Origin of the sequence: Pectobacterium peruviense, from assembly GCF_003312355.2 — a bacterium.
In the GTDB taxonomy this organism is placed as follows: Bacteria; Pseudomonadota; Gammaproteobacteria; order Enterobacterales; family Enterobacteriaceae; genus Pectobacterium; species Pectobacterium peruviense.
This window is the reverse complement of the sequence record NZ_CP161826.1, coordinates 738,452-756,625: the sequence shown is the minus strand read 5'-3', so window position 1 is coordinate 756,625 and position 18,174 is coordinate 738,452. Positions and strand designations below refer to the sequence as shown.

16 protein-coding genes are annotated in these 18,174 nt (G+C 52.5%); 1 reads left to right on the top strand and 15 read right to left on the bottom strand.

What is annotated here, in order from left to right; genetic code table 11:
- Positions 1-34: 34 nt before the first annotated feature.
- The 14 genes from ftsA to mraZ all read right to left on the bottom strand — a co-directional run bounded on the left by ftsA (position 35) and on the right by mraZ (position 15,653).
- The gene (gene ftsA, locus DUT67_RS03430; RefSeq protein ID WP_010298002.1) at positions 35-1,291 is read right to left on the bottom strand and encodes a cell division protein FtsA; all 1,257 of its coding nucleotides are present in this window, start codon (positions 1,289-1,291) and stop codon (positions 35-37) included.
- A 53-nt stretch (positions 1,292-1,344) separates the two neighbouring features.
- The gene (gene ftsQ / locus DUT67_RS03425; protein WP_113626825.1) at positions 1,345-2,172 is read right to left on the bottom strand and encodes a cell division protein FtsQ; all 828 of its coding nucleotides are present in this window, start codon (positions 2,170-2,172) and stop codon (positions 1,345-1,347) included.
- A 1-nt stretch (position 2,173) separates the two neighbouring features.
- Complete coding sequence (locus tag DUT67_RS03420) at positions 2,174-3,094, bottom strand: D-alanine--D-alanine ligase (protein WP_113626826.1); 921 nt, start codon at positions 3,092-3,094, stop codon at positions 2,174-2,176.
- An 8-nt stretch (positions 3,095-3,102) separates the two neighbouring features.
- Entirely contained in the window at positions 3,103-4,563 is a 1,461-nt protein-coding gene (gene murC, locus DUT67_RS03415; RefSeq protein WP_113626827.1) for a UDP-N-acetylmuramate--L-alanine ligase, read from the bottom strand.
- Between the two features lie 62 nt (positions 4,564-4,625).
- The gene (gene murG, locus DUT67_RS03410; RefSeq protein WP_113626828.1) at positions 4,626-5,717 is read right to left on the bottom strand and encodes an undecaprenyldiphospho-muramoylpentapeptide beta-N-acetylglucosaminyltransferase; all 1,092 of its coding nucleotides are present in this window, start codon (positions 5,715-5,717) and stop codon (positions 4,626-4,628) included.
- Positions 5,714-6,916, bottom strand: coding sequence for a cell division protein FtsW (ftsW, locus tag DUT67_RS03405; RefSeq protein WP_048262344.1), 1,203 nt, complete (start codon positions 6,914-6,916; stop codon positions 5,714-5,716). The genes murG and ftsW overlap by 4 nt, the downstream gene beginning before the upstream one ends.
- Entirely contained in the window at positions 6,916-8,232 is a 1,317-nt protein-coding gene (gene murD / locus DUT67_RS03400) for a UDP-N-acetylmuramoyl-L-alanine--D-glutamate ligase (protein WP_113626829.1), read from the bottom strand. The genes ftsW and murD overlap by 1 nt, the downstream gene beginning before the upstream one ends.
- 3 nt (positions 8,233-8,235) lie before the next feature.
- Positions 8,236-9,318: a phospho-N-acetylmuramoyl-pentapeptide-transferase gene (mraY, locus tag DUT67_RS03395; protein WP_010298023.1), complete on the bottom strand. Its 1,083-nt coding sequence runs from the start codon at positions 9,316-9,318 to the stop codon at positions 8,236-8,238.
- Positions 9,312-10,673: a UDP-N-acetylmuramoyl-tripeptide--D-alanyl-D-alanine ligase gene (murF, locus tag DUT67_RS03390; protein WP_113626830.1), complete on the bottom strand. Its 1,362-nt coding sequence runs from the start codon at positions 10,671-10,673 to the stop codon at positions 9,312-9,314. Before murF ends, mraY begins: the two co-directional genes overlap by 7 nt.
- Positions 10,670-12,157, bottom strand: a complete 1,488-nt coding sequence (gene murE, locus DUT67_RS03385; protein ID WP_113626831.1) for a UDP-N-acetylmuramoyl-L-alanyl-D-glutamate--2,6-diaminopimelate ligase — start codon at positions 12,155-12,157, stop codon at positions 10,670-10,672. The genes murF and murE overlap by 4 nt, the downstream gene beginning before the upstream one ends.
- Positions 12,144-13,907 carry a peptidoglycan glycosyltransferase FtsI gene (locus DUT67_RS03380; protein WP_113626832.1) on the bottom strand — a complete coding sequence of 588 codons (1,764 nt, stop codon included), beginning with the start codon at positions 13,905-13,907 and terminating at the stop codon, positions 12,144-12,146. Before DUT67_RS03380 ends, murE begins: the two co-directional genes overlap by 14 nt.
- A gap of 23 nt (positions 13,908-13,930) precedes the next feature.
- Positions 13,931-14,251, bottom strand: coding sequence for a cell division protein FtsL (gene ftsL / locus DUT67_RS03375; RefSeq protein ID WP_039305741.1), 321 nt, complete (start codon positions 14,249-14,251; stop codon positions 13,931-13,933).
- Positions 14,248-15,192: a 16S rRNA (cytosine(1402)-N(4))-methyltransferase RsmH gene (rsmH, locus tag DUT67_RS03370; RefSeq protein WP_113632750.1), complete on the bottom strand. Its 945-nt coding sequence runs from the start codon at positions 15,190-15,192 to the stop codon at positions 14,248-14,250. The genes ftsL and rsmH overlap by 4 nt, the downstream gene beginning before the upstream one ends.
- Before the next feature lie 2 nt (positions 15,193-15,194).
- Complete coding sequence (gene mraZ / locus DUT67_RS03365; protein ID WP_048262358.1) at positions 15,195-15,653, bottom strand: division/cell wall cluster transcriptional repressor MraZ; 459 nt, start codon at positions 15,651-15,653, stop codon at positions 15,195-15,197.
- Positions 15,654-16,542: 889 nt separating this feature from the next.
- Between mraZ and DUT67_RS03360 the strand changes: the two genes are divergently transcribed.
- On the top strand, positions 16,543-16,980 hold the full coding sequence (locus DUT67_RS03360; protein ID WP_048262359.1) for an L-alanine exporter AlaE: 438 nt from the start codon (positions 16,543-16,545) through the stop codon (positions 16,978-16,980).
- Positions 16,981-17,047: 67 nt separating this feature from the next.
- On the opposite strand, the gene cra is transcribed toward DUT67_RS03360, so the two are convergent.
- Positions 17,048-18,052, bottom strand: coding sequence for a catabolite repressor/activator (gene cra, locus DUT67_RS03355; protein WP_039305730.1), 1,005 nt, complete (start codon positions 18,050-18,052; stop codon positions 17,048-17,050).
- Positions 18,053-18,174 lie beyond the last annotated feature (122 nt).

Genomic DNA, 18,174 nt, shown 5'->3' with positions numbered 1-18,174 from the left:
CATAAAACTGTGCCAGGTGATCTCTTTGATAAAATTAAAATTCTTTCCTCAACCAGCTGTTGATTCTCTTGAACCAGTTGCTCACTGAGGCACGTTTTTCGACTTCATGCTCACCACCTAGGTGAGATTCTTTTCCGTAATGGAGCAACCCAACCGCTGTTGAGTAATAAGGCTCTTGGGCATAATCCGTCAGCCCTGTTATATTCATTGGTTGTCCAATACGCACCTGTGTGTGGAACACACGCTGCGCACAGGCCGCCAGACCGTCTATTTGCGCGGCACCGCCCGTCAGCACAATCCCTGCCGCCAGATGGTGTTTCACGCCTTGTTGACGCAACTGCTCCTGCAACTGTAAAAGTTCATCGTTCACCAGATTCAACAGCTCGGTGTAACGTGGTTCAATCACTTCCGCTAATGTCTGTCTTTGCAGACTGCGGGGTGGACGTCCCCCAACGCTTGGGACCTCCACATTCTCATCTTTGCCGACGATCGCACCTAATGCACAACCGTGGCGTACCTTGATCGCTTCGGCATCCGTCGGCGGCGTACCGAACGCATAGGCAATATCGCTGGTAACCACATTGCCTGCATACGGAATCACTTTAGTGTGTCGCAATGCACCGCCGGTATAGACCGCGATATCCATTGTACCGCCACCGATATCAACAACGCACACGCCCAGCTCACGTTCGTCTTCTGTCAGCACCGCATAGCTGGAAGCCAATCCCGCAAAAATCAGCTGGTCGACCTTTAAACCACAGCGTTCAACGGCTTTAACAATATTCTTCGCCATATCGTTATGGCAGGTTATCAGGTGGACTTTCGCCTGCATACGCACGCCGGATAAGCCAACTGGGTTTTTAATCCCTTCCTGATAATCGATCGCATATTCCTGTGGAATCACATGGAGAACACGGTGTTCATCGCGCACACGCACAGACTTAGCGGTATGCACCACGCTTTCCACGTCATCCTGCGTGACCTCTTCTTCTGAAATAGGCACCATCCCTATTTCATTCTGGCAACTGATATGTTTTCCCGACAGCGCCAGATACACGGAGGAGATCTGGCAGTCTGCCATCAACTCAGCCTGATCAATAGCGCGCTGAACACATTTAACGACCGACTCCAGATCGTTTACGCCGCCTTTATCCATACCGCGTGACGGGCAACTGCCTACGCCAATAATATTGACCATGCCATCGGGCAGAACTTCCCCTACCAGCGCAGCCACTTTTGCTGTACCGATTTCCAGCCCAACTACCAGTTTTCTGTCCGTCGACTTGATCATTGTTGTTTAGCCTGTGCCTGTTTCTGGTTACTGTTCTGTTGCTGATCAATGTCTTATTGCTGACCAACTCGTTGCCGATCAACATTTTGTTGATCAAGCAAGGCTGGAGCCCAGCCTATCGCGGCTCCGCTGTCGTACCGCAAATCCACATGGCTGAGACGTTTGTTTTCGCTCTGAGCCTGCCGCTGCAACAGCGGATATAGCTCGATAAAGCGTTGCAGACGTTTGGCCCTATCGTCCCGCCCCAATTCAAGGCGAGTATCATCATCTAATCCTAGCTGCCACGAATGCCGTGCACTCATCGCAACCATTTTTAACGTAAACTTCCCAGCAGCCAGCGTCTGACTCATTGTGCGATAACCTTCCAGCACTTCGGCTTCACTGCCTTCCGGGCCATACAGCAACGGCATCTTGCGGTTGCCGATACGTTCAGCGGGTACACTGAACGAATTTCCTTCCGCATCAACCATTAGCTGATCATTCCAACGCGCAACCGGAACATATTCAACCAGATGAATCTTTAATTCGTCCGGCCACTGCTTACGCACGCTAGCCTGTTTTATCCACGACAGACGCTCGATCTGCTGCTGGATCACGTTCACATCCTGTGTCATGAACGTTCCCGGCGAGCCCAACGACAAAATTGCCTGACGGATATCGTCGTTGGTGGTGTACTGCCGTTCCCCTGTTACTGCCATGCGGGAGAGCGGCAAGCGGCTGGCGTCTTTCATCCACCCGACCACCATCCAGCCTCCCCAGACGATCGTCCCTATCACCATCAGCAGGAAAATTACTCCTGCTAATTGGCCTCCATTACTGCGACGTGTTCCTTTCGTCGGTTCTGGCTCTCGTCCGCGTGTATTCAGCGCTGCCTGCGACATATCAGCCAGCGAGCTCCAGAATTTTCACGACCAGTTGCGAGAAAGTCAGCCCGCGTTGACGCGCGGCCATAGGAACCAGACTGTGGCTCGTCATACCCGGAGAGGTATTTACCTCAAGCAGATAAAAAGCGCCGTCGCTATCCAGCATGAAATCGACGCGTCCCCACCCGCTGCAATCCACCGCACGATAAGCCGCCATAGCCAGTACAGCTAACGCCTGCTCTTGCTCATCCGACAAACCGCTCGGACAGAAATACTGCGTATCATCTGATAAATACTTCGCTTCATAATCGTAAAACGTACCCGCAGGCTGAATACGAATAGAAGGCAATACTTCGTCACCCAGGATCGCAACCGTGTACTCTGGGCCGCTCAGCCATTTTTCGACCAGAACATCGTCATCGTGACGAAATGCTTCTTCGAGGGCTGCTGGCAGCTCACTGAGCGCGTTCACTTTACTCATGCCGACGCTGGAACCTTCACGGCTTGGCTTGACGATCAGTGGCAACCCGAGGTGGGTGAACTGCGCCAACAATGCACTTGCCGCCGTCTCTGAATATTGGCGACGATCCAGCGCCACGAACGGCGAAACGGGCAACCCCACCGCTTGCCATACCTGTTTGGTCCGGCGTTTATCCATCGTCAGTGCTGATGCCATGACGCCGCTACCGGTATAAGGCAGTCCCAGAAACTCCAGGACCCCCTGTAATGTGCCATCCTCACCACCACGACCATGCAAGGCAATGAAAACGTTGGTAAAACCTTCTTCCTTCAACGTCGTCACAGGGAAGTCGCGCGTATCAACCGCATGCGCGTTGATGCCCGCTTCTTTCAGGCCAGCCAAAACCGCCTGACCGGAAAGCAACGACACTTCACGTTCGGCAGAGGTTCCACCAAGCAATACAGCAACTTTCTCAGTCATGATGTTCCTCATTCGCTAATCTGCGGCTGTAATCTGGAGTCAGCCAGTTTACGCGCCAATTTACCGATGTTGCCGGCTCCTTGAACCAAGATCAGGTCTTCGCCTCGTAGCGCCTGTGACAACAGTTCCGGTAAAGTATCCACATCTGTCACCAGAATCGGATCAATCTTACCTCTTCCACGAATCGTACGGCACAGCGAACGGCTGTCCGCACCAGGAATCGGTGATTCTCCTGCGGAATACACATCCAACATCAGCAACACGTCAACCTGTGATAACACATGCGCGAAATCGTCATACAAGTCGCGGGTACGCGTATAGCGATGCGGCTGAAAAATCATGACCAGCCGCTTATCCGGCCACCCAGCACGGGCAGCTTTAATCGTGGCGTCGACTTCCGTCGGGTGGTGGCCGTAATCATCCACCAACATCGCCGTACCGCTTTGCCCATTAACCAATTCAAGCGGGTACTCACCGAGGAAATCAAAGCGACGTCCGGTGCCCTGAAAACGCTCGAGCGCACGCAGAATCGCCTCGTCATCAATACCTTCATCAGTCGCTACAGCAACCGCCGCCGCCGCGTTGAGCGCATTATGACGCCCCGGTGCATTCAGCGTGACGTTCAGCAGCGGTTTGTCTTTCCGCTCCAGCGTAAAGTGCCCTTGCGCGCCAGTCTGGCGATATCCAGCAACGCGGACATCCGCATCATCGCTAAAACCATACGTGGTGATATGACGGCCAACGCGCGGCAACAGTTCGCGAATAACAGCATCGTCAATACACATCACTGCCTGACCATAAAACGGCAAATTGTGCAGAAAATTAATGAACGTCTGCTTCAGGTTCTCAAAATCGCCCTGATAAGTGTCCATATGATCGGCTTCAATGTTGGTCACAATCGCCACCATCGGCTGCAAATGCAGGAAAGACGCATCGCTTTCATCTGCTTCTGCAATCAGGTAACGGCTTGATCCCAAACGCGCATGCGTTCCTGCCGCTTTAACCAACCCACCGTTCACAAACGTAGGATCCAATCCCGCTTCCGCGTAAATACTGGTGACCATCGCCGTTGTGGTCGTCTTACCGTGCGTACCCGCGATCGCAATACCGTGACGGAAACGCATCAGTTCCGCCAACATCTCGGCACGACGGATCACCGGAATACGCGCGTCATGCGCGGCGACAATCTCTGGGTTATCCGCAGTAATCGCACTCGACACGACAACCACACTGGCGTTCAGAACATTCTCTGCACGGTGGTGGAAATAAATCTGCGCGCCAAGTTCGGTCAACTGTTGCGTCACCGCATTCGGTGCCAGATCGGAACCGCTAATTTCATAACCTTCGTTGGCCAACACTTCGGCGATACCACCCATGCCAGCACCGCCGATGCCGACAAAGTGTATGTGCCGGACGCGATGCATCTCGGGCACGATTGAACGTAGTTTCGCCAGTTGTTGAGTATTCACTTTATTCTATCGTTACCTTGTAGCGTCGTCGCACAGCCTTCTGCCCGACAACGTTGTATTAATTAACCATGAGCCACATGTGTGGCCCGACTGCCTGCCGCTGCACTGACTTCCGCCGCAACCCGCTCGGTTGCATCTGGAATCGCCACTGCGCGGGCTTTTTGCGCCATTGTCAGCAATGTCGTGCGATCCCAACCGGACAACACGTCACTGACAGCTGCCACACTGAACTGTGGCTGCTCAATAATTTTTGCTGCGCCAGCCTTTTCCAACGGCAGCGCATTCCAGTACTGCTGCCGATCTTTATGCTGAAACGGCACAAACAGCGCTGGCAAACCAGCCGCCGCAATTTCACTGACGGTCAGAGCACCAGAACGACATACCACAACGTCCGCCCACGCGTAGGCTGCGGCCATGTCATCAATAAATTCGGTAATCTTGTGCTGCGTCTGCCCAACATCCTGATAAGCCTGCTGAACGGTTGATAACGCCCCTTTACCGACCTGATGCCAGATGGTGATACGATCGCCCAACTGTGCCGCCACGCCGGGTAGCGTTTGGTTCAGTACTCTTGCGCCCTGACTACCACCAACAACCAGCACCCTCACAGGGCCTGAGCGATCGGCTAATCGTGTTTCCGGCGCAGGCAACGCCAACACATCGGTTCTTACCGGATTACCCACGACATCCGCTTTAGGAAACGCGCCCGGAAACGCCTGCAATACCTTTTTAGCGATATGGGATAACCAGCGATTGGTCAGCCCTGCAATACCATTCTGCTCATGCAGTACGACTGGTATGCCACACAGCCAGGCAGCTAGACCGCCGGGGCCGGAAACATAACCGCCCATACCCAGCACCACATCAGGCTGGTAACGGCGCATAATCGCCCGCGCCTGACGCACTGCCTGAAAAATACGGATCGGGGCACTTAACTGCGCCCGAATGCCTTTACCGCGCAAGCCAGAAATGCGGATAAAATCAATTTCGATACCGTGCTTAGGCACCAAATCGGCTTCCATACGATCCGCCGTACCTAACCAGCGAACCTGCCAGCCCTGCGCCATCAGGTGATGCGCAACCGCCAACCCGGGGAAGACATGCCCGCCCGTGCCACCAGCCATCACCATCAAACGCTTGCCTTCGCCACTCATCGGGCACCTCTCGTAAACGCCTGCGCTTTCGTCAGACGCGTTTCAAAATCAATGCGTAACAGCAAAACAATCGCCGTCGACATAATCAGCAAACTAGAACCACCGTAACTGATCAGCGGTAGCGTTAGCCCTTTCGTCGGCAGCATTCCCGCCGCCGCACCAACGTTTACCAGCGTTTGAAAGCTGAACCAAACGCCGATCGAACACGCTAGAAAGCCCGAAAAGCGCTGATCAATCTCCAGCGCCCGCTTTCCAATAGACATCGCGCGAAAAGCGACGAAGAATATCATTAACAACGCCAAAACCACACCGATATACCCCAGTTCCTCACCTAAAATAGAGAAAATGAAATCGGTATGCGCCTCCGGCAAATATTCCAGTTTCTGTACTGAATTCCCTAGGCCTTGCCCCCAGAATTCACCACGCCCAAACGCCATCAGAGACTGTGTTAACTGGTAACCGTCGCCGAACGGATCTTCCCACGGGTTCCAGAAAGACGTCACACGCCGCATACGGTAAGGTTCAGCCACAATCAGCAGGCCAACGGCAAACCCGCCGGAACCAATGATCGCCAGAAACTGCCACATCTTGGCTCCGGCCAGAAACAACATCGCCAAGGTGGTAATAAACAGCACAACCACCGTACCGAGGTCAGGCTGGGCCAGTAACAGCACCGCCAACACGACCATCACGCCCATCGGTTTGCAGAAGCCCCAGAAGTTATTTCGGACTTCTTCAACCTTGCGCACCATGTAACTAGACAGGTAGCAAAACAGCGCCAGCTTTGACAGTTCCGCAGGCTGGATGCGCAATGGCCCCAGCGAAATCCAGCGGGATGCACCGTTGACTGAGCTTCCCACTGCAAGTACAACCAGCAGCATGACCATGGCAAGCAATAGCAGCACTGGGCTGTAGCGCTGCCATATCTCCATTGGGATACGCAGTGTGATTAACGACAAGCCAAATGCCAAACCCAAATAAATCGCATCGCGCTTCGCAAACAAAAACGGGTCACTGGCAAGACGCTGCCCAACAGGCATGGAAGCCGACGTAACCATTACAAAACCAATCACAGCCAGACCAAGCGTCAGCCACACCAGCGTTCTATCGTACAGAACGATGCTGAGCGTATCGCTTTCGCGCGTCCCCATAACCCAGCTCTTGATGCGTTCGATAAACGCCATTCCGAAGAACCGCATTAGCCTAGCTCCTCCGCCAGACGAGCAAATTCATCGCCTCGCTGTTCAAAACTGCGAAACTGATCCAGGCTGGCGCAGGCTGGCGACAGCAGCACCATATCGCCCGGCTTTATGCGTTCGGCGATAACGCGCATCGCTTGTTCCATTGTTTCTGTCTGCTCGGCAATTTCTGGACGTAACGCAGCCAACTGTTGCCCGTCACGACCAAAGCAATACAAGCGAATGCCCTCACCCTGTAAATACGGCACCAGCGGCGAGAAGTCGGCAGATTTTCCGTCACCGCCTAACAGCAGATGCAAAGTACCTTCTACCCTCAAGCCGCTCAATGCAGCCTCAGTGCTGCCCACATTGGTCGCTTTGGAATCATTGATCCACCGCACACCGTTTCGCTCAAAGGCCATTTGAAAACGGTGCGGCAGCCCGGTAAATGACGTCAACGCCGTCAGCGCAGACGTGCGCGGAATCTTCACTGCATCCGCCAGCGCCAGCGCCGCCAATGCGTTCGTATAATTGTGCTGCCCGACAAGCTTGATTTCACGGGTGTTGAGCACCCGTTCACCGTCCACTCGCAGCCAGGTTTCTCCCTGCTGGCGGTTAAGGTGATAATCGCCAACATCAACACCAAAACTGCGGCAGCGTGCATCCGCACCGCGAATCGGCATCGTCAGCGCATCGTCAGCATTCACAACACACAAATCTGCGTGTTCATAAATACGCAATTTCGCCGCCCGATATTGCTGTAAACCAAACGGGTAACGGTTAGTGTGATCTTCCGTCACATTCAGAATGGTTGCCGCAGCAGCGTGCAGGCTAGTTGTAGTTTCCAGTTGGAAACTCGATAGTTCCAGTACATACAGCTGAGCAGGTTGTTCCAGCAGTTGCAGCGCGGGTAGGCCAATATTGCCACCAACGCCAACCTGCCAGCCTGCGGCACGCGCCATTTCACCGACCAGCGTCGTCACCGTGCTTTTACCGTTAGATCCGGTAATCGCCACAATCGGTGCCTGAGCTTCACGGCAGAACAGTTCGATATCACCAACAATTTCAATGCCAGCGTCGGCGGCATCACACAGAATCGGCGTCGCCAACGCAACACCGGGGCTGGCGACGATCAAATCGGCGTTCATCAGCCAGTCTTCATTCAGACTACCGAGATGTCGTTCTACCTGCTCCGGCAGTTTATCCAGACCCGGCGGACTGATACGGGTATCCACCACGCGCGGTACGACACCACGCGCGAGAAAGAAATCAACACAGGAAAGCCCGGTCAGACCCAACCCGATAATGACGACTTTTTTACCCTGATAGTCCACCATGTCTTATCGTACCTTCAGCGTTGCCAGGCCAATCAGCACCAGCATCAACGAAATAATCCAGAAGCGCACAATCACGCGCGGTTCCGGCCAGCCCTTAAGCTCATAATGATGATGAATTGGCGCCATGCGGAAAATCCGCTGCCCGCGCAACTTAAAGGACCCAACTTGTAAAATCACCGACAGCGTTTCGACCACGAACACACCGCCCATAATCACTAACAAAAATTCCTGACGCAGCAGAACCGCAATCGTCCCCAGCGCGCCGCCCAGCGCCAGCGAACCTACGTCACCCATGAACACCTGCGCTGGATAGGTGTTAAACCACAGGAATCCAAGCCCCGCGCCAACAATTGCAGTACAGACGATCACCAACTCACTGGCATGACGGATATACGGGATATGCAGATAGCCGGCAAAATTCATGTTCCCTGTTGCCCATGCCACCAGCGCAAAACCAGCAGCAACAAACACGGTCGGCATGATTGCCAATCCATCCAAACCATCGGTCAGGTTTACGGCATTACTGGTACCGACAATCACAAAGTAGGCCAACGCAACATAGAGCAGACCCAATTGCGGCATCACATCTTTGAAAAACGGCACAACCAGCTGCGTGGCTGGCGTATCTTTACCGATGGAATACATGGTGAAAGCCACCACCAGCGCAATTACTGACTGCCAGAAATATTTCCAGCGGGCAATCAACCCCTTGGTATCCTTGCGGACCACTTTGCGGTAGTCATCAACAAAACCGACCGCGCCATAGCCTGCTAGCACGAGAAGTACGCACCAGACATACGGGTTAGACAGATTCGCCCACATCAAAACAGAAACGATAATGGCCACCAGAATCATCACGCCCCCCATCGTCGGGGTTCCACGCTTGCTGAAATGTGATTCTGGCCCTTCGTTACGCACTACTTGCCCAATCTGCAAACGTTGCAGCCAGGCGATCATATGTGGCCCCATCCATAAGGAAATAACCAATGCGGTCAGCAGGCTGACAATGGCGCGGAACGTCAAATAAGAAAAGACGTTAAAACCGGTATAAAGTTTGGCCAAATGTTCGGCCAGCCATACTAACATTGAGCATTCTCCTGTAATGCATGTACAACCTGCTCCATCGCAGCACTGCGTGAGCCTTTAACCAATACGCTGATGACGTTATGTTCTGACATCAGCACCTTCAAACGTGAAACCAGTGCAGCCTTATCCTGAAAATGCTCACCATTGCCGCTGGCAATGCCGATCAATTCACTCAACGTTCCTACACTCAATACGCGATCGATACCCGCAACACGCGCCGCTTCGCCCACTTGACGATGACACTCAGGAGCATCATCCCCCAGCTCGCCCATATCGCCGACGACCATAACCCGGTAGCCTGGCATTTCCGCCAGTACCTGTGCGGCAGCCGTCATCGACCCCACATTGGCGTTGTAGCTGTCATCCAACAGCAGCTTGCCTTCAGACAAAGCAATCGGAAACAGCCGTCCGGGCACCGCCTGAAGCTGGGATAATCCAGATTTAATGGCTTCCAGCGTCGCTCCGACGGACATTGCCAGCGCAGTCGCTGCCAGTGCATTCGAGATGTTATGACGACCAGGCAAAGGCAGCAGAACCTGAATTTCGCCAAATGGCGTGTGCAGCGTGAAACGCGTACCTTGCGCTAAAACGACTACATCGCTGGCAAAGAAATCAATGTCGCCAGCAGCCTGCGGCGAGAAACGCCAGACCGTTTTATGATTCAGCACGGCCTGCCAGTGCGGGAAATCGTTACTGTCTGCATTCACGATCGCTACACCGTCTACTGGCAAACCAGAAAAAATCTCACCTTTCGCCTGCGCCACACCAGCCAGTGAACCAAAACCTTCCAGATGCGCGGCGGCCAGATTGTTGACCAGCGCACTTTCCGGCCGCACCAGATCGGTGGTATAGGCAATCTCACCAATGTGATTTGCCCCCAGCTCAATCACCGCAAACTGGTGTTCCGCCGTCAAACGCAGCAGCGTTAACGGCACACCGATGTCGTTATTGAAGTTACCCGCGGTATACAGCACGGAACCGCACTGACGCAGAATCGCCGCCACCATCTCTTTAACCGAGGTTTTACCGGATGAGCCTGTCAAGGCAACAACACGCGCCGTTGACTGCTGGCGTACCCAGGCCGCCAATTGGCCCAGCGCCAAACGCGTATCGTTCACCAGCAATTGAGGCACATCAGTAGGTAAGCGCTTACTGACTAAAAGAGCCGCCGCACCGCCTTTCACCGCATCAGCAGCGTAATCGTGTGCATCAAATTTTTCGCCTTTCAGCGCGACAAATAAGCAACCAGACGATAGCTTGCGCGTATCGGTTGAAACATCTTCAATATCAATGTTTTCGCCAATCAACTGCGCATTCAGCACCGTGGCAAGCTGCTGCAAGGAAACGCGAATCATGCAATCACCCCCAGCAGACGGGCAACGGTGATGCGATCGGAATAATCAAGACGTTGATTACCAACGAGTTGATAATCTTCGTGTCCTTTGCCCGCCACCAGCACCACGTCATTTTCCTGAGCCTGCATGATGGCACTGGTAACCGCTTCAGCACGTCCGTGAATCACCTGAATTCGTCCGGCATCCAGCAATCCGGAGAGAATATCGGCAACAATGGCCTGAGGCTCTTCACTACGTGGGTTATCATCCGTCACCACAACGCGATCGGCCAGTTGTTCTGCGATGCCGCCCATAAGTGGGCGCTTACCTTTATCACGATCGCCGCCACAGCCAAACACGCACCAGAGTTTCCCCAGACAGTGCAAACGTGCGGCTTCAAGCGCTTTTTCCAATGCATCAGGCGTGTGAGCATAATCAACAACGACCGTTGGCTTTCCTTCAGCATGGAAAACTTCCATACGGCCACATACGGGTTGCAGTTGAGATCCGGCGATAACCAATTTATCGAGCGGATAGCCAAGAGACAGCAGCGTTGACAGCGCCAGCAGCATGTTACTGACGTTAAACGCGCCCATCAGGCGGCTTTCAATTTCGCCCTGTCCCCAGCTTGAATCAAATGCAATCGTGGCGCCGTTGTCGTGATAATCAATCTGTGTCGCTTTCAGCCAGCGCCCACGGCAGCCGGGGACCAAATTGTTTTCCATCGTCACAGCAACTGCGTCCGGGAGCTTTGCCAACCAACGCAGCCCGACCTCATCATCAGCGTTGATAATCATCTGCCCCACGCGATGCTCGGCAAACAGCGCCCATTTGGCCGCTTCATAACTTTCCATATCGCCGTGGTAATCAAGATGGTCGCGGCTCAGATTGGTGAACACCGCCGCGGCAAACGGCAACGCAGCCACGCGGTTTTGTACCAGACCGTGGGAAGACACTTCCATTGCGGCAAACGTCGCGCCTTGTTCTACCAGTTGGCTTAACACTTGCTGAATATCGACAGCGGAACCTGTCGTATTCTCTGTCGGAATCGCCCGGCCCAATAGGCCATTGCCGACGGTGCCCATCACAGCACTCGTTTCGCCTAATGCCTGGCTCCACTGTGCCAGAAGCTGAGTCGTCGTCGTTTTCCCGTTGGTGCCCGTTACCCCAATTAGCTGTAACTTTTCCGCAGGCTGCTGATAAAAACGGCCCGCCAACGCGGAAAGTCGCTGGTTCAGATTGCTGAGATACACGACTGGCACACCGTGCATTTCGCGAACGGTGCCATCAGCAGCCTCACCTTCTGCTTCGGCAACAATCGCTGCTACGCCTTGCGCAATTGCCTGCGGAATATAGCGCCGTCCATCTGCTTTGTGCCCGATAATCGCGACAAACAGATCCCCGGCAGCCGCAACGCGGCTGTCTAATGTCATTTCCCGCAGCGCGCGCGCCGGAGTGTCTTGCACCCACGGCGCAAGTAAATCGCGCAAATTACGATCTGCCACCTGATCCCTCTTCTCTATTAATTACAAACTCGTTTTTGTCGCCTGTCGGCAACGCATCCGGTTCGATATTCATCGTACGCAGAACGCCGCCCATAATGGCGCCAAAGATTGGCGCAGAAACCGCGCCGCCGTAATACTTCCCTGCCTGCGGATCGTTGATCACGACAACCAGAGCAAAACGCGGGTTGCTGGCTGGAGCCACGCCCGCCGTGTAGGCAATGTATTTGTTGATGTACTTGCCATCCGGTCCAACTTTCTTGGCTGTACCGGTTTTAATCGCGATCCGATAACCTTTGATGGCCGCTTTAGTACCGCCACCGCCGGGTAACGCAACGCTTTCCATCATGTGCACCACGGAACGCACCAGCGCTTCAGGGAAGACACGCTCGCCAGGAACAGGTGGATCAACTCGAGTAATCGACAGCGGACGGTAAATACCGAAACTGCCGATCGTGGCGTAGACTCGCGCTAACTGTAACGGTGTTACCATCAGCCCGTAGCCGAAAGAGAAGGTGGCCCTCTCTATGTCAGACCACCGTTGTTTTTGAGGGTATAAGCCACTGCTTTCTCCGACCAGCCCCAAATTGGTCGCTTTTCCTAATCCAAAGCGCGCGTAAGTATCTACCAGCGCAGAGGAAGGCATCGCTAACGCCAGCTTAGACACACCAACGTTACTCGATTTCTGAAGCACGCCCGTCAGCGTCAATTCGCTATAACGCGCCACGTCTTTGATCTCATGACCATTGACGTAATACGGTAGGGTGCTAAGTACACTATTTTCTTTCACAACCCCGCGCTGCAGCGCCGTCATCACCACCATCGGTTTAACGGTAGAGCCGGGCTCGAAAATGTCAGTAATTGCGCGGTTACGCATAATGTCTTGCGGCGTACCCGACAGATTGTTCGGGTTATAAGACGGGCTATTCGCCATTGCCAACACTTCGCCAGTGTTCACATCAACCAGTACGGCCGTTCCTGACTCAGCTTTGTTAAAGGCAACAGCGTTATTGAGTTCGCGGTAAACCAGCGCCTGCAAACGCTCATCAATACTGAGTGCCAGATTATGTGCAGCCTGACTGTCAACGGAGGAGATATCTTCAATCACGCGGCCAAACCGGTCTTTACGCACGGTTCGTTCACCGGGTTGCCCAGTCAGCCAGCGATCAAAACTTTTCTCAACTCCTTCAATGCCTTGCCCATCAATGTTAGTGAAACCGATAAGGTGAGAGGTCACTTGTCCAGAAGGATAATACCGGCGAGACTCCTGCCGCAGATTAATGCCCGGTAATTTCAACTTATGAATGTATTCGCCAATAGCCGGGTTCACCTGACGCGCCAGATAAACAAAGCGCCCTTTAGGGTTAGCATTGATCTTGGTTGACAACTGATCTAACGGGATATCAAGCGCATCGGAAAGTGCTTTCCAGCGTGTATCCAGAGTAATGCCACCACGTTCGTTGACTTCTTTTGGGTCAGCCCAGACGGCATTCACTGGCACGCTGACGGCCAAAGGTCGTCCGGCGCGATCGCTTATCATACCGCGCGCCGTTGGCACTTCCTGCACGCGCAGAGAGCGCATATCGCCTTCGCGCACCAGTCTGTCTGGGTTGATGACCTGAAGATAAGCCGCGCGAGCCATTAAACCAGCCATCGCAAGCAGGATACAGCCGCAAAGCAACGCAAAACGCCAGCTAACAAAGCTGGCTTGATCTTCTTGGCGCTTTAACTTTCCTGTACGGGCTGCTTTCATGCTTAGCTGGTTGCCTATTTAGTTCATTGCTTAACCACAATATTTTCCTGTGACGGATCAACATGCCCCATTTGCAGTTTTTCCGTCGCGATCCGCTCAACGCGGCTGTGATCCCCTAGCGAGTTTTCCTCTAGGATCAGATTTCGCCATTCAATATCCAACGCATCACGCTCCAGCAGAAGCTGTTCGCGTTCTGCTGTCAGTAAGCGCGTGCGGTGCGCCGTCGTTACCACAAAGACCGCAGAAACCAGCACAGCAACCATCAGCAACACTGGGAGCTTTGCATTACGCAGCAGATCCTCACCGATGACGCCGACCAGAGTATGCCGCTCGTTACCGATCATGCAGGCAATCTCTCAGCGAACCGCAGCACGGAACTGCGCGCGCGTGGGTTTTCTGCCACTTCTTCTTCCGAAGGCATCAGTTTCTTTCCAACAGGTTTTAACGTCTGCCCGCCTTGGCTGCGCAACTGCTCTTCCGTTAACGGCAAGCCAGCTGGCACCTGTGGCCCACGGCTTTGATGCCGAATAAACCGTTTTACAATCCGATCTTCTAACGAGTGGAAGCTGATCACCGACAGACGCCCCTGCGGAGCCAGTACGCTCAGTGCACCTTCTAACGCACGCTCGATCTCTTCTAATTCGCTATTGATATAAATACGAATCGCCTGAAAACTACGCGTTGCTGGGTGTTTGTGCTTTTCTCTAACCGGACTAGCAGCAGCGATCAACGCGGCCAGCTCTTTTGTCCGCGTCATCGGCTCAGTACGATTGCGTTCTACAATGGCGCGGGCAATACGTTTGGCAAAGCGCTCTTCGCCGAACGTTTTCAAAACCCAGACAATGTCGTCAGCTTCCGCTTTCATCAGCCATTCAGCAGCGGACGAACCGCGCGTCGGGTCCATACGCATATCCAGCGGGCCATCACGCATAAATGAGAACCCACGCTCAGGGTCATCAAGCTGCGGGGAGGAAACGCCAAGATCGAGCAGAACGCCATCGATCTGTCCGGTAAGCCCGAGTTCTGCGACATAATCCGCCATGGCGGAAAACGGTCCGTGAATAATAGAGAAACGAGGATCGTCAATCGCCTTGGCGGCTTCAATGGCTTGAGGATCGCGATCGATAGCTAACAGACGCCCTTCCGGCCCCAGTTGGGAAAGAATCAGACGAGAGTGACCACCACGGCCAAATGTGCCGTCGATGTATATGCCGCCGCTGCGAATGTTCAGGCCATTTACTGCCTCATCCAACAGGACGGTGGTATGTTTATAATTTTCCAGCATGACTATAGCGATAGGTCCTGCAACCGCCCAGATAAGGGTTCCTGAGTCGATTGTTCAGCGTCAATATCATCCTTGACCTGTTGATACCAAGTCTGTTCATCCCACAGTTCAAACTTGTTGAACTGTCCGACTAGCATCACTTCTTTTTTAAGGTCCGCATGCTGCCTTAGCGTATTCGCAATCAACAAACGTCCTGCACTATCCATTTGGCACTCGCTGGCATGCCCCAACAACAAACGCTGAACGCGACGTTCAGCGGGGTTCATGCTCGACAAACGAGACAGTTTTTGTTCAATAATTTCCCATTCAGGTAGGGGATAAAGCAGTAGGCATGGCTGATGCAGGTCAATGGTGCAAACCATTTGACCTTGCGATTCCCCGTTCAGCATTTCCCGGTATCGGGTAGGCACGGCAAGGCGCCCTTTACTGTCGAGGTTAACCAGCGTAGCCCCACGAAACATACCTGAGTTACCCCTCCATAACCTTTTTCACCACTTTACCCCACAAAATCCCACCTTTAAGAGTGTACGGAGGGTATGAAAACCTTGTCAAGCCAGAGCGGACGCGCTTTGGGATTATTCCTGAATGAATTGGGGCAGATATAGAGGTAAAAGGAATAAGGAGTCAGAATTAACAAAGATTAACGTCATGATAATTTAAGAGAAATTTATAGCGAAACGGGATCATTGCAAACATATAGCGACCAACTCCGGTATCTCGATTATTTTTATTGTCACAAGCTGATACTAAAGATGAAAGCTTTCAGAATAGTCTCATTCGGCCGAACACCTTGAATACCAAGGCCTGAGTGAGCACGCAGAATCATACCGTAGCTGTTAACATTTGCTCAATGTCACATTTTTAACATCAACATCGTTAATTTTATCTTAACCAGCCAATTTACTTTGCGTTAAGTACTCTCAACGACAAATCCGGCTTTCTGAAAAGAAAAGCAGATTCAGGAAACATGCCGAATAAATTGTACATCCCACCTTTCCAGAGAAACCTCAAAAAGGGACATCAGAAGCAGCCCTGTTTTATCGGTCATTTCCTCACTTCCTTTAATGCTTAAACACAATTAAATCCTCGCAGAAACGCCGCTCGCCCTAAAAAATACAAGTCATTGTTTTTAAAAATTTTAAATTCATTGCCGCGATAAAAAAACGAGAAATTTGTCGGATAGAAATAAAGTAGCGGGAAAGTATAAAAAACACTCAAAAATAAATATTTTTACCTAGTATTAAGCCAATCATTCAGTGATGTAAACTACGCAAATAAGATAAGGCATGACAAAAAACCACACAAATAAACCTAACCAGTTTATCCGCCCTAATAATGGAGCACCTAGGTATGTTTTCCCCTACGTCACGATTGCGAAGCGCCACCGCTGATACCTTTGCACTCGTTGTCTACTGTTTCATCATCGGCATGGCGATTGAAATCATGCTTTCCGGGATGAGCTTTGAGCAATCACTGTCTTCGCGCCTGCTATCTATCCCCGTCAATATTGCGATTGCCTGGCCATACGGGATTTATCGCGATCGCGTGTTGAATATGGCCAAACGCCACGGTGGTGACCATTTCCTGATACGCAGCGTTGCCGATCTGTTTGCGTATGTCAGTTTTCAATCCCCTGTTTATGCGGCGATTCTCTGGGCTATCGGGGCAAATCCGGCACAAATTCTGACCGCGGTCACTAGCAACCTGGTGATATCAATGGTGATGGGCGTAACGTATGGTTATTTTCTGGAATATTGCCGTCGGCTATTCCGAGTCGCATTGCCATAAAAATGAATTGAGATCGGATAAAGAAGAGACGCCATAGCAATCTATGGCGCAAAAATGCAGATAGAGATTACATACGGCTCAGTGAGCCACGGCGATACAGATTACGCCGGATACGATTCAAGCCAGGCTTCGGCCTTTTCGGTTCATCCAAACTAGCCAGCACCAACTCCAGTACGCGCTCCGCAACTTCACGATGGCGCTGAGCGACAGACAATACCGGGCACTCCAGATAATCCAACAGTTCGTTATCCCCAAAAGTCGCGATAGCCAGATTATTCGGCAGACGCCCGTTAATCTTCAGATTAACGTCCATCACACCCTGTAATAACGGGAATGAGGTGGTGAATAATGCCTCTGGCATAGGATTATTTTGCAAATAATCCATAAACGCGGCAGCAGAGGCCACACGCTCATAGCTATTGGAATAAAGATAATTCACTTCACGCGGATCGCCTGCCCATGCCTGACGAAACCCCTGCTCACGCAGGAAACTGACAGAAAGTTCAGGCAAAGCACCAAGATAGAGTACCGATTTCGCAGGCACTTTCCTTAATTCCTGCGCCAGCATTTCAGCATCTTCAAGGTCGGCACCGACCACACTGGTAAAGTGCTCACGATCTAACGCCCTGTCTAACGCAATAATCGGCAGGCCGCCGTTTATCCAACGCTGATAAAACGGGTGCTCAGGTGGCAACGCGGTAGAAACGATAATCGCATCAACTTGACGCTGTAACAGATGCTCAATACAGCGCATCTCGTTATCCGGCTGATCTTCGGAGCACGCAATTAATAACTGATACCCGCGCTGTCTGGCCTGACGTTCCAGATAATTAGCGATGCGCGTATAGCTGGTGTTTTCCAGGTCGGGAATAACCAGGCCAATTGAACGTGTGCGTCCAGCACGTAATCCAGCCGCGACGGCGTTGGGATGATAATTGTGCTCCCTGACGACAGCCATGACTTTCTCAACGGTCTTATCGCTTACGCGATATTGTTTAGCTTTCCCGTTAATGACATAGCTGGCTGTCGTGCGTGAAACACCCGCAAGACGCGCGATTTCATCCAGTTTCACGGTAACCCCTTAGTAGGCCGGAAAATAAGTAGGCCGGCTAAATAAAATAATATGATGACCATAAAATCATCATGGATATGGCGTAGATCTAACAGCAGAAGCTTTTGCACGGCAACTGCTTT

What these genes read in the sequence shown, in the direction of transcription:
- murD (WP_113626829.1), bottom strand. Translation starts at nt 8,232, where the DNA reads ATGGTGGACTATCAGGGTAAAAAAGTCGTCATTATCGGGTTGGGTCTG.
- ftsQ (WP_113626825.1), bottom strand. Translation starts at nt 2,172, where the DNA reads ATGTCGCAGGCAGCGCTGAATACACGCGGACGAGAGCCAGAACCGACG.
- murG (WP_113626828.1), bottom strand. Translation starts at nt 5,717, where the DNA reads ATGAGTGGCGAAGGCAAGCGTTTGATGGTGATGGCTGGTGGCACGGGC.
- DUT67_RS03420 (WP_113626826.1), bottom strand. Translation starts at nt 3,094, where the DNA reads ATGACTGAGAAAGTTGCTGTATTGCTTGGTGGAACCTCTGCCGAACGT.
- mraZ (WP_048262358.1), bottom strand. Translation starts at nt 15,653, where the DNA reads ATGTTTCGTGGGGCTACGCTGGTTAACCTCGACAGTAAAGGGCGCCTT.
- ftsW (WP_048262344.1), bottom strand. Translation starts at nt 6,916, where the DNA reads ATGCGGTTCTTCGGAATGGCGTTTATCGAACGCATCAAGAGCTGGGTT.
- mraY (WP_010298023.1), bottom strand. Translation starts at nt 9,318, where the DNA reads ATGTTAGTATGGCTGGCCGAACATTTGGCCAAACTTTATACCGGTTTT.
- DUT67_RS03360 (WP_048262359.1), top strand. Translation starts at nt 16,543, where the DNA reads ATGTTTTCCCCTACGTCACGATTGCGAAGCGCCACCGCTGATACCTTT.
- rsmH (WP_113632750.1), bottom strand. Translation starts at nt 15,192, where the DNA reads ATGCTGGAAAATTATAAACATACCACCGTCCTGTTGGATGAGGCAGTA.
- murF (WP_113626830.1), bottom strand. Translation starts at nt 10,673, where the DNA reads ATGATTCGCGTTTCCTTGCAGCAGCTTGCCACGGTGCTGAATGCGCAG.
- ftsL (WP_039305741.1), bottom strand. Translation starts at nt 14,251, where the DNA reads ATGATCGGTAACGAGCGGCATACTCTGGTCGGCGTCATCGGTGAGGAT.
- DUT67_RS03380 (WP_113626832.1), bottom strand. Translation starts at nt 13,907, where the DNA reads ATGAAAGCAGCCCGTACAGGAAAGTTAAAGCGCCAAGAAGATCAAGCC.
- ftsA (WP_010298002.1), bottom strand. Translation starts at nt 1,291, where the DNA reads ATGATCAAGTCGACGGACAGAAAACTGGTAGTTGGGCTGGAAATCGGT.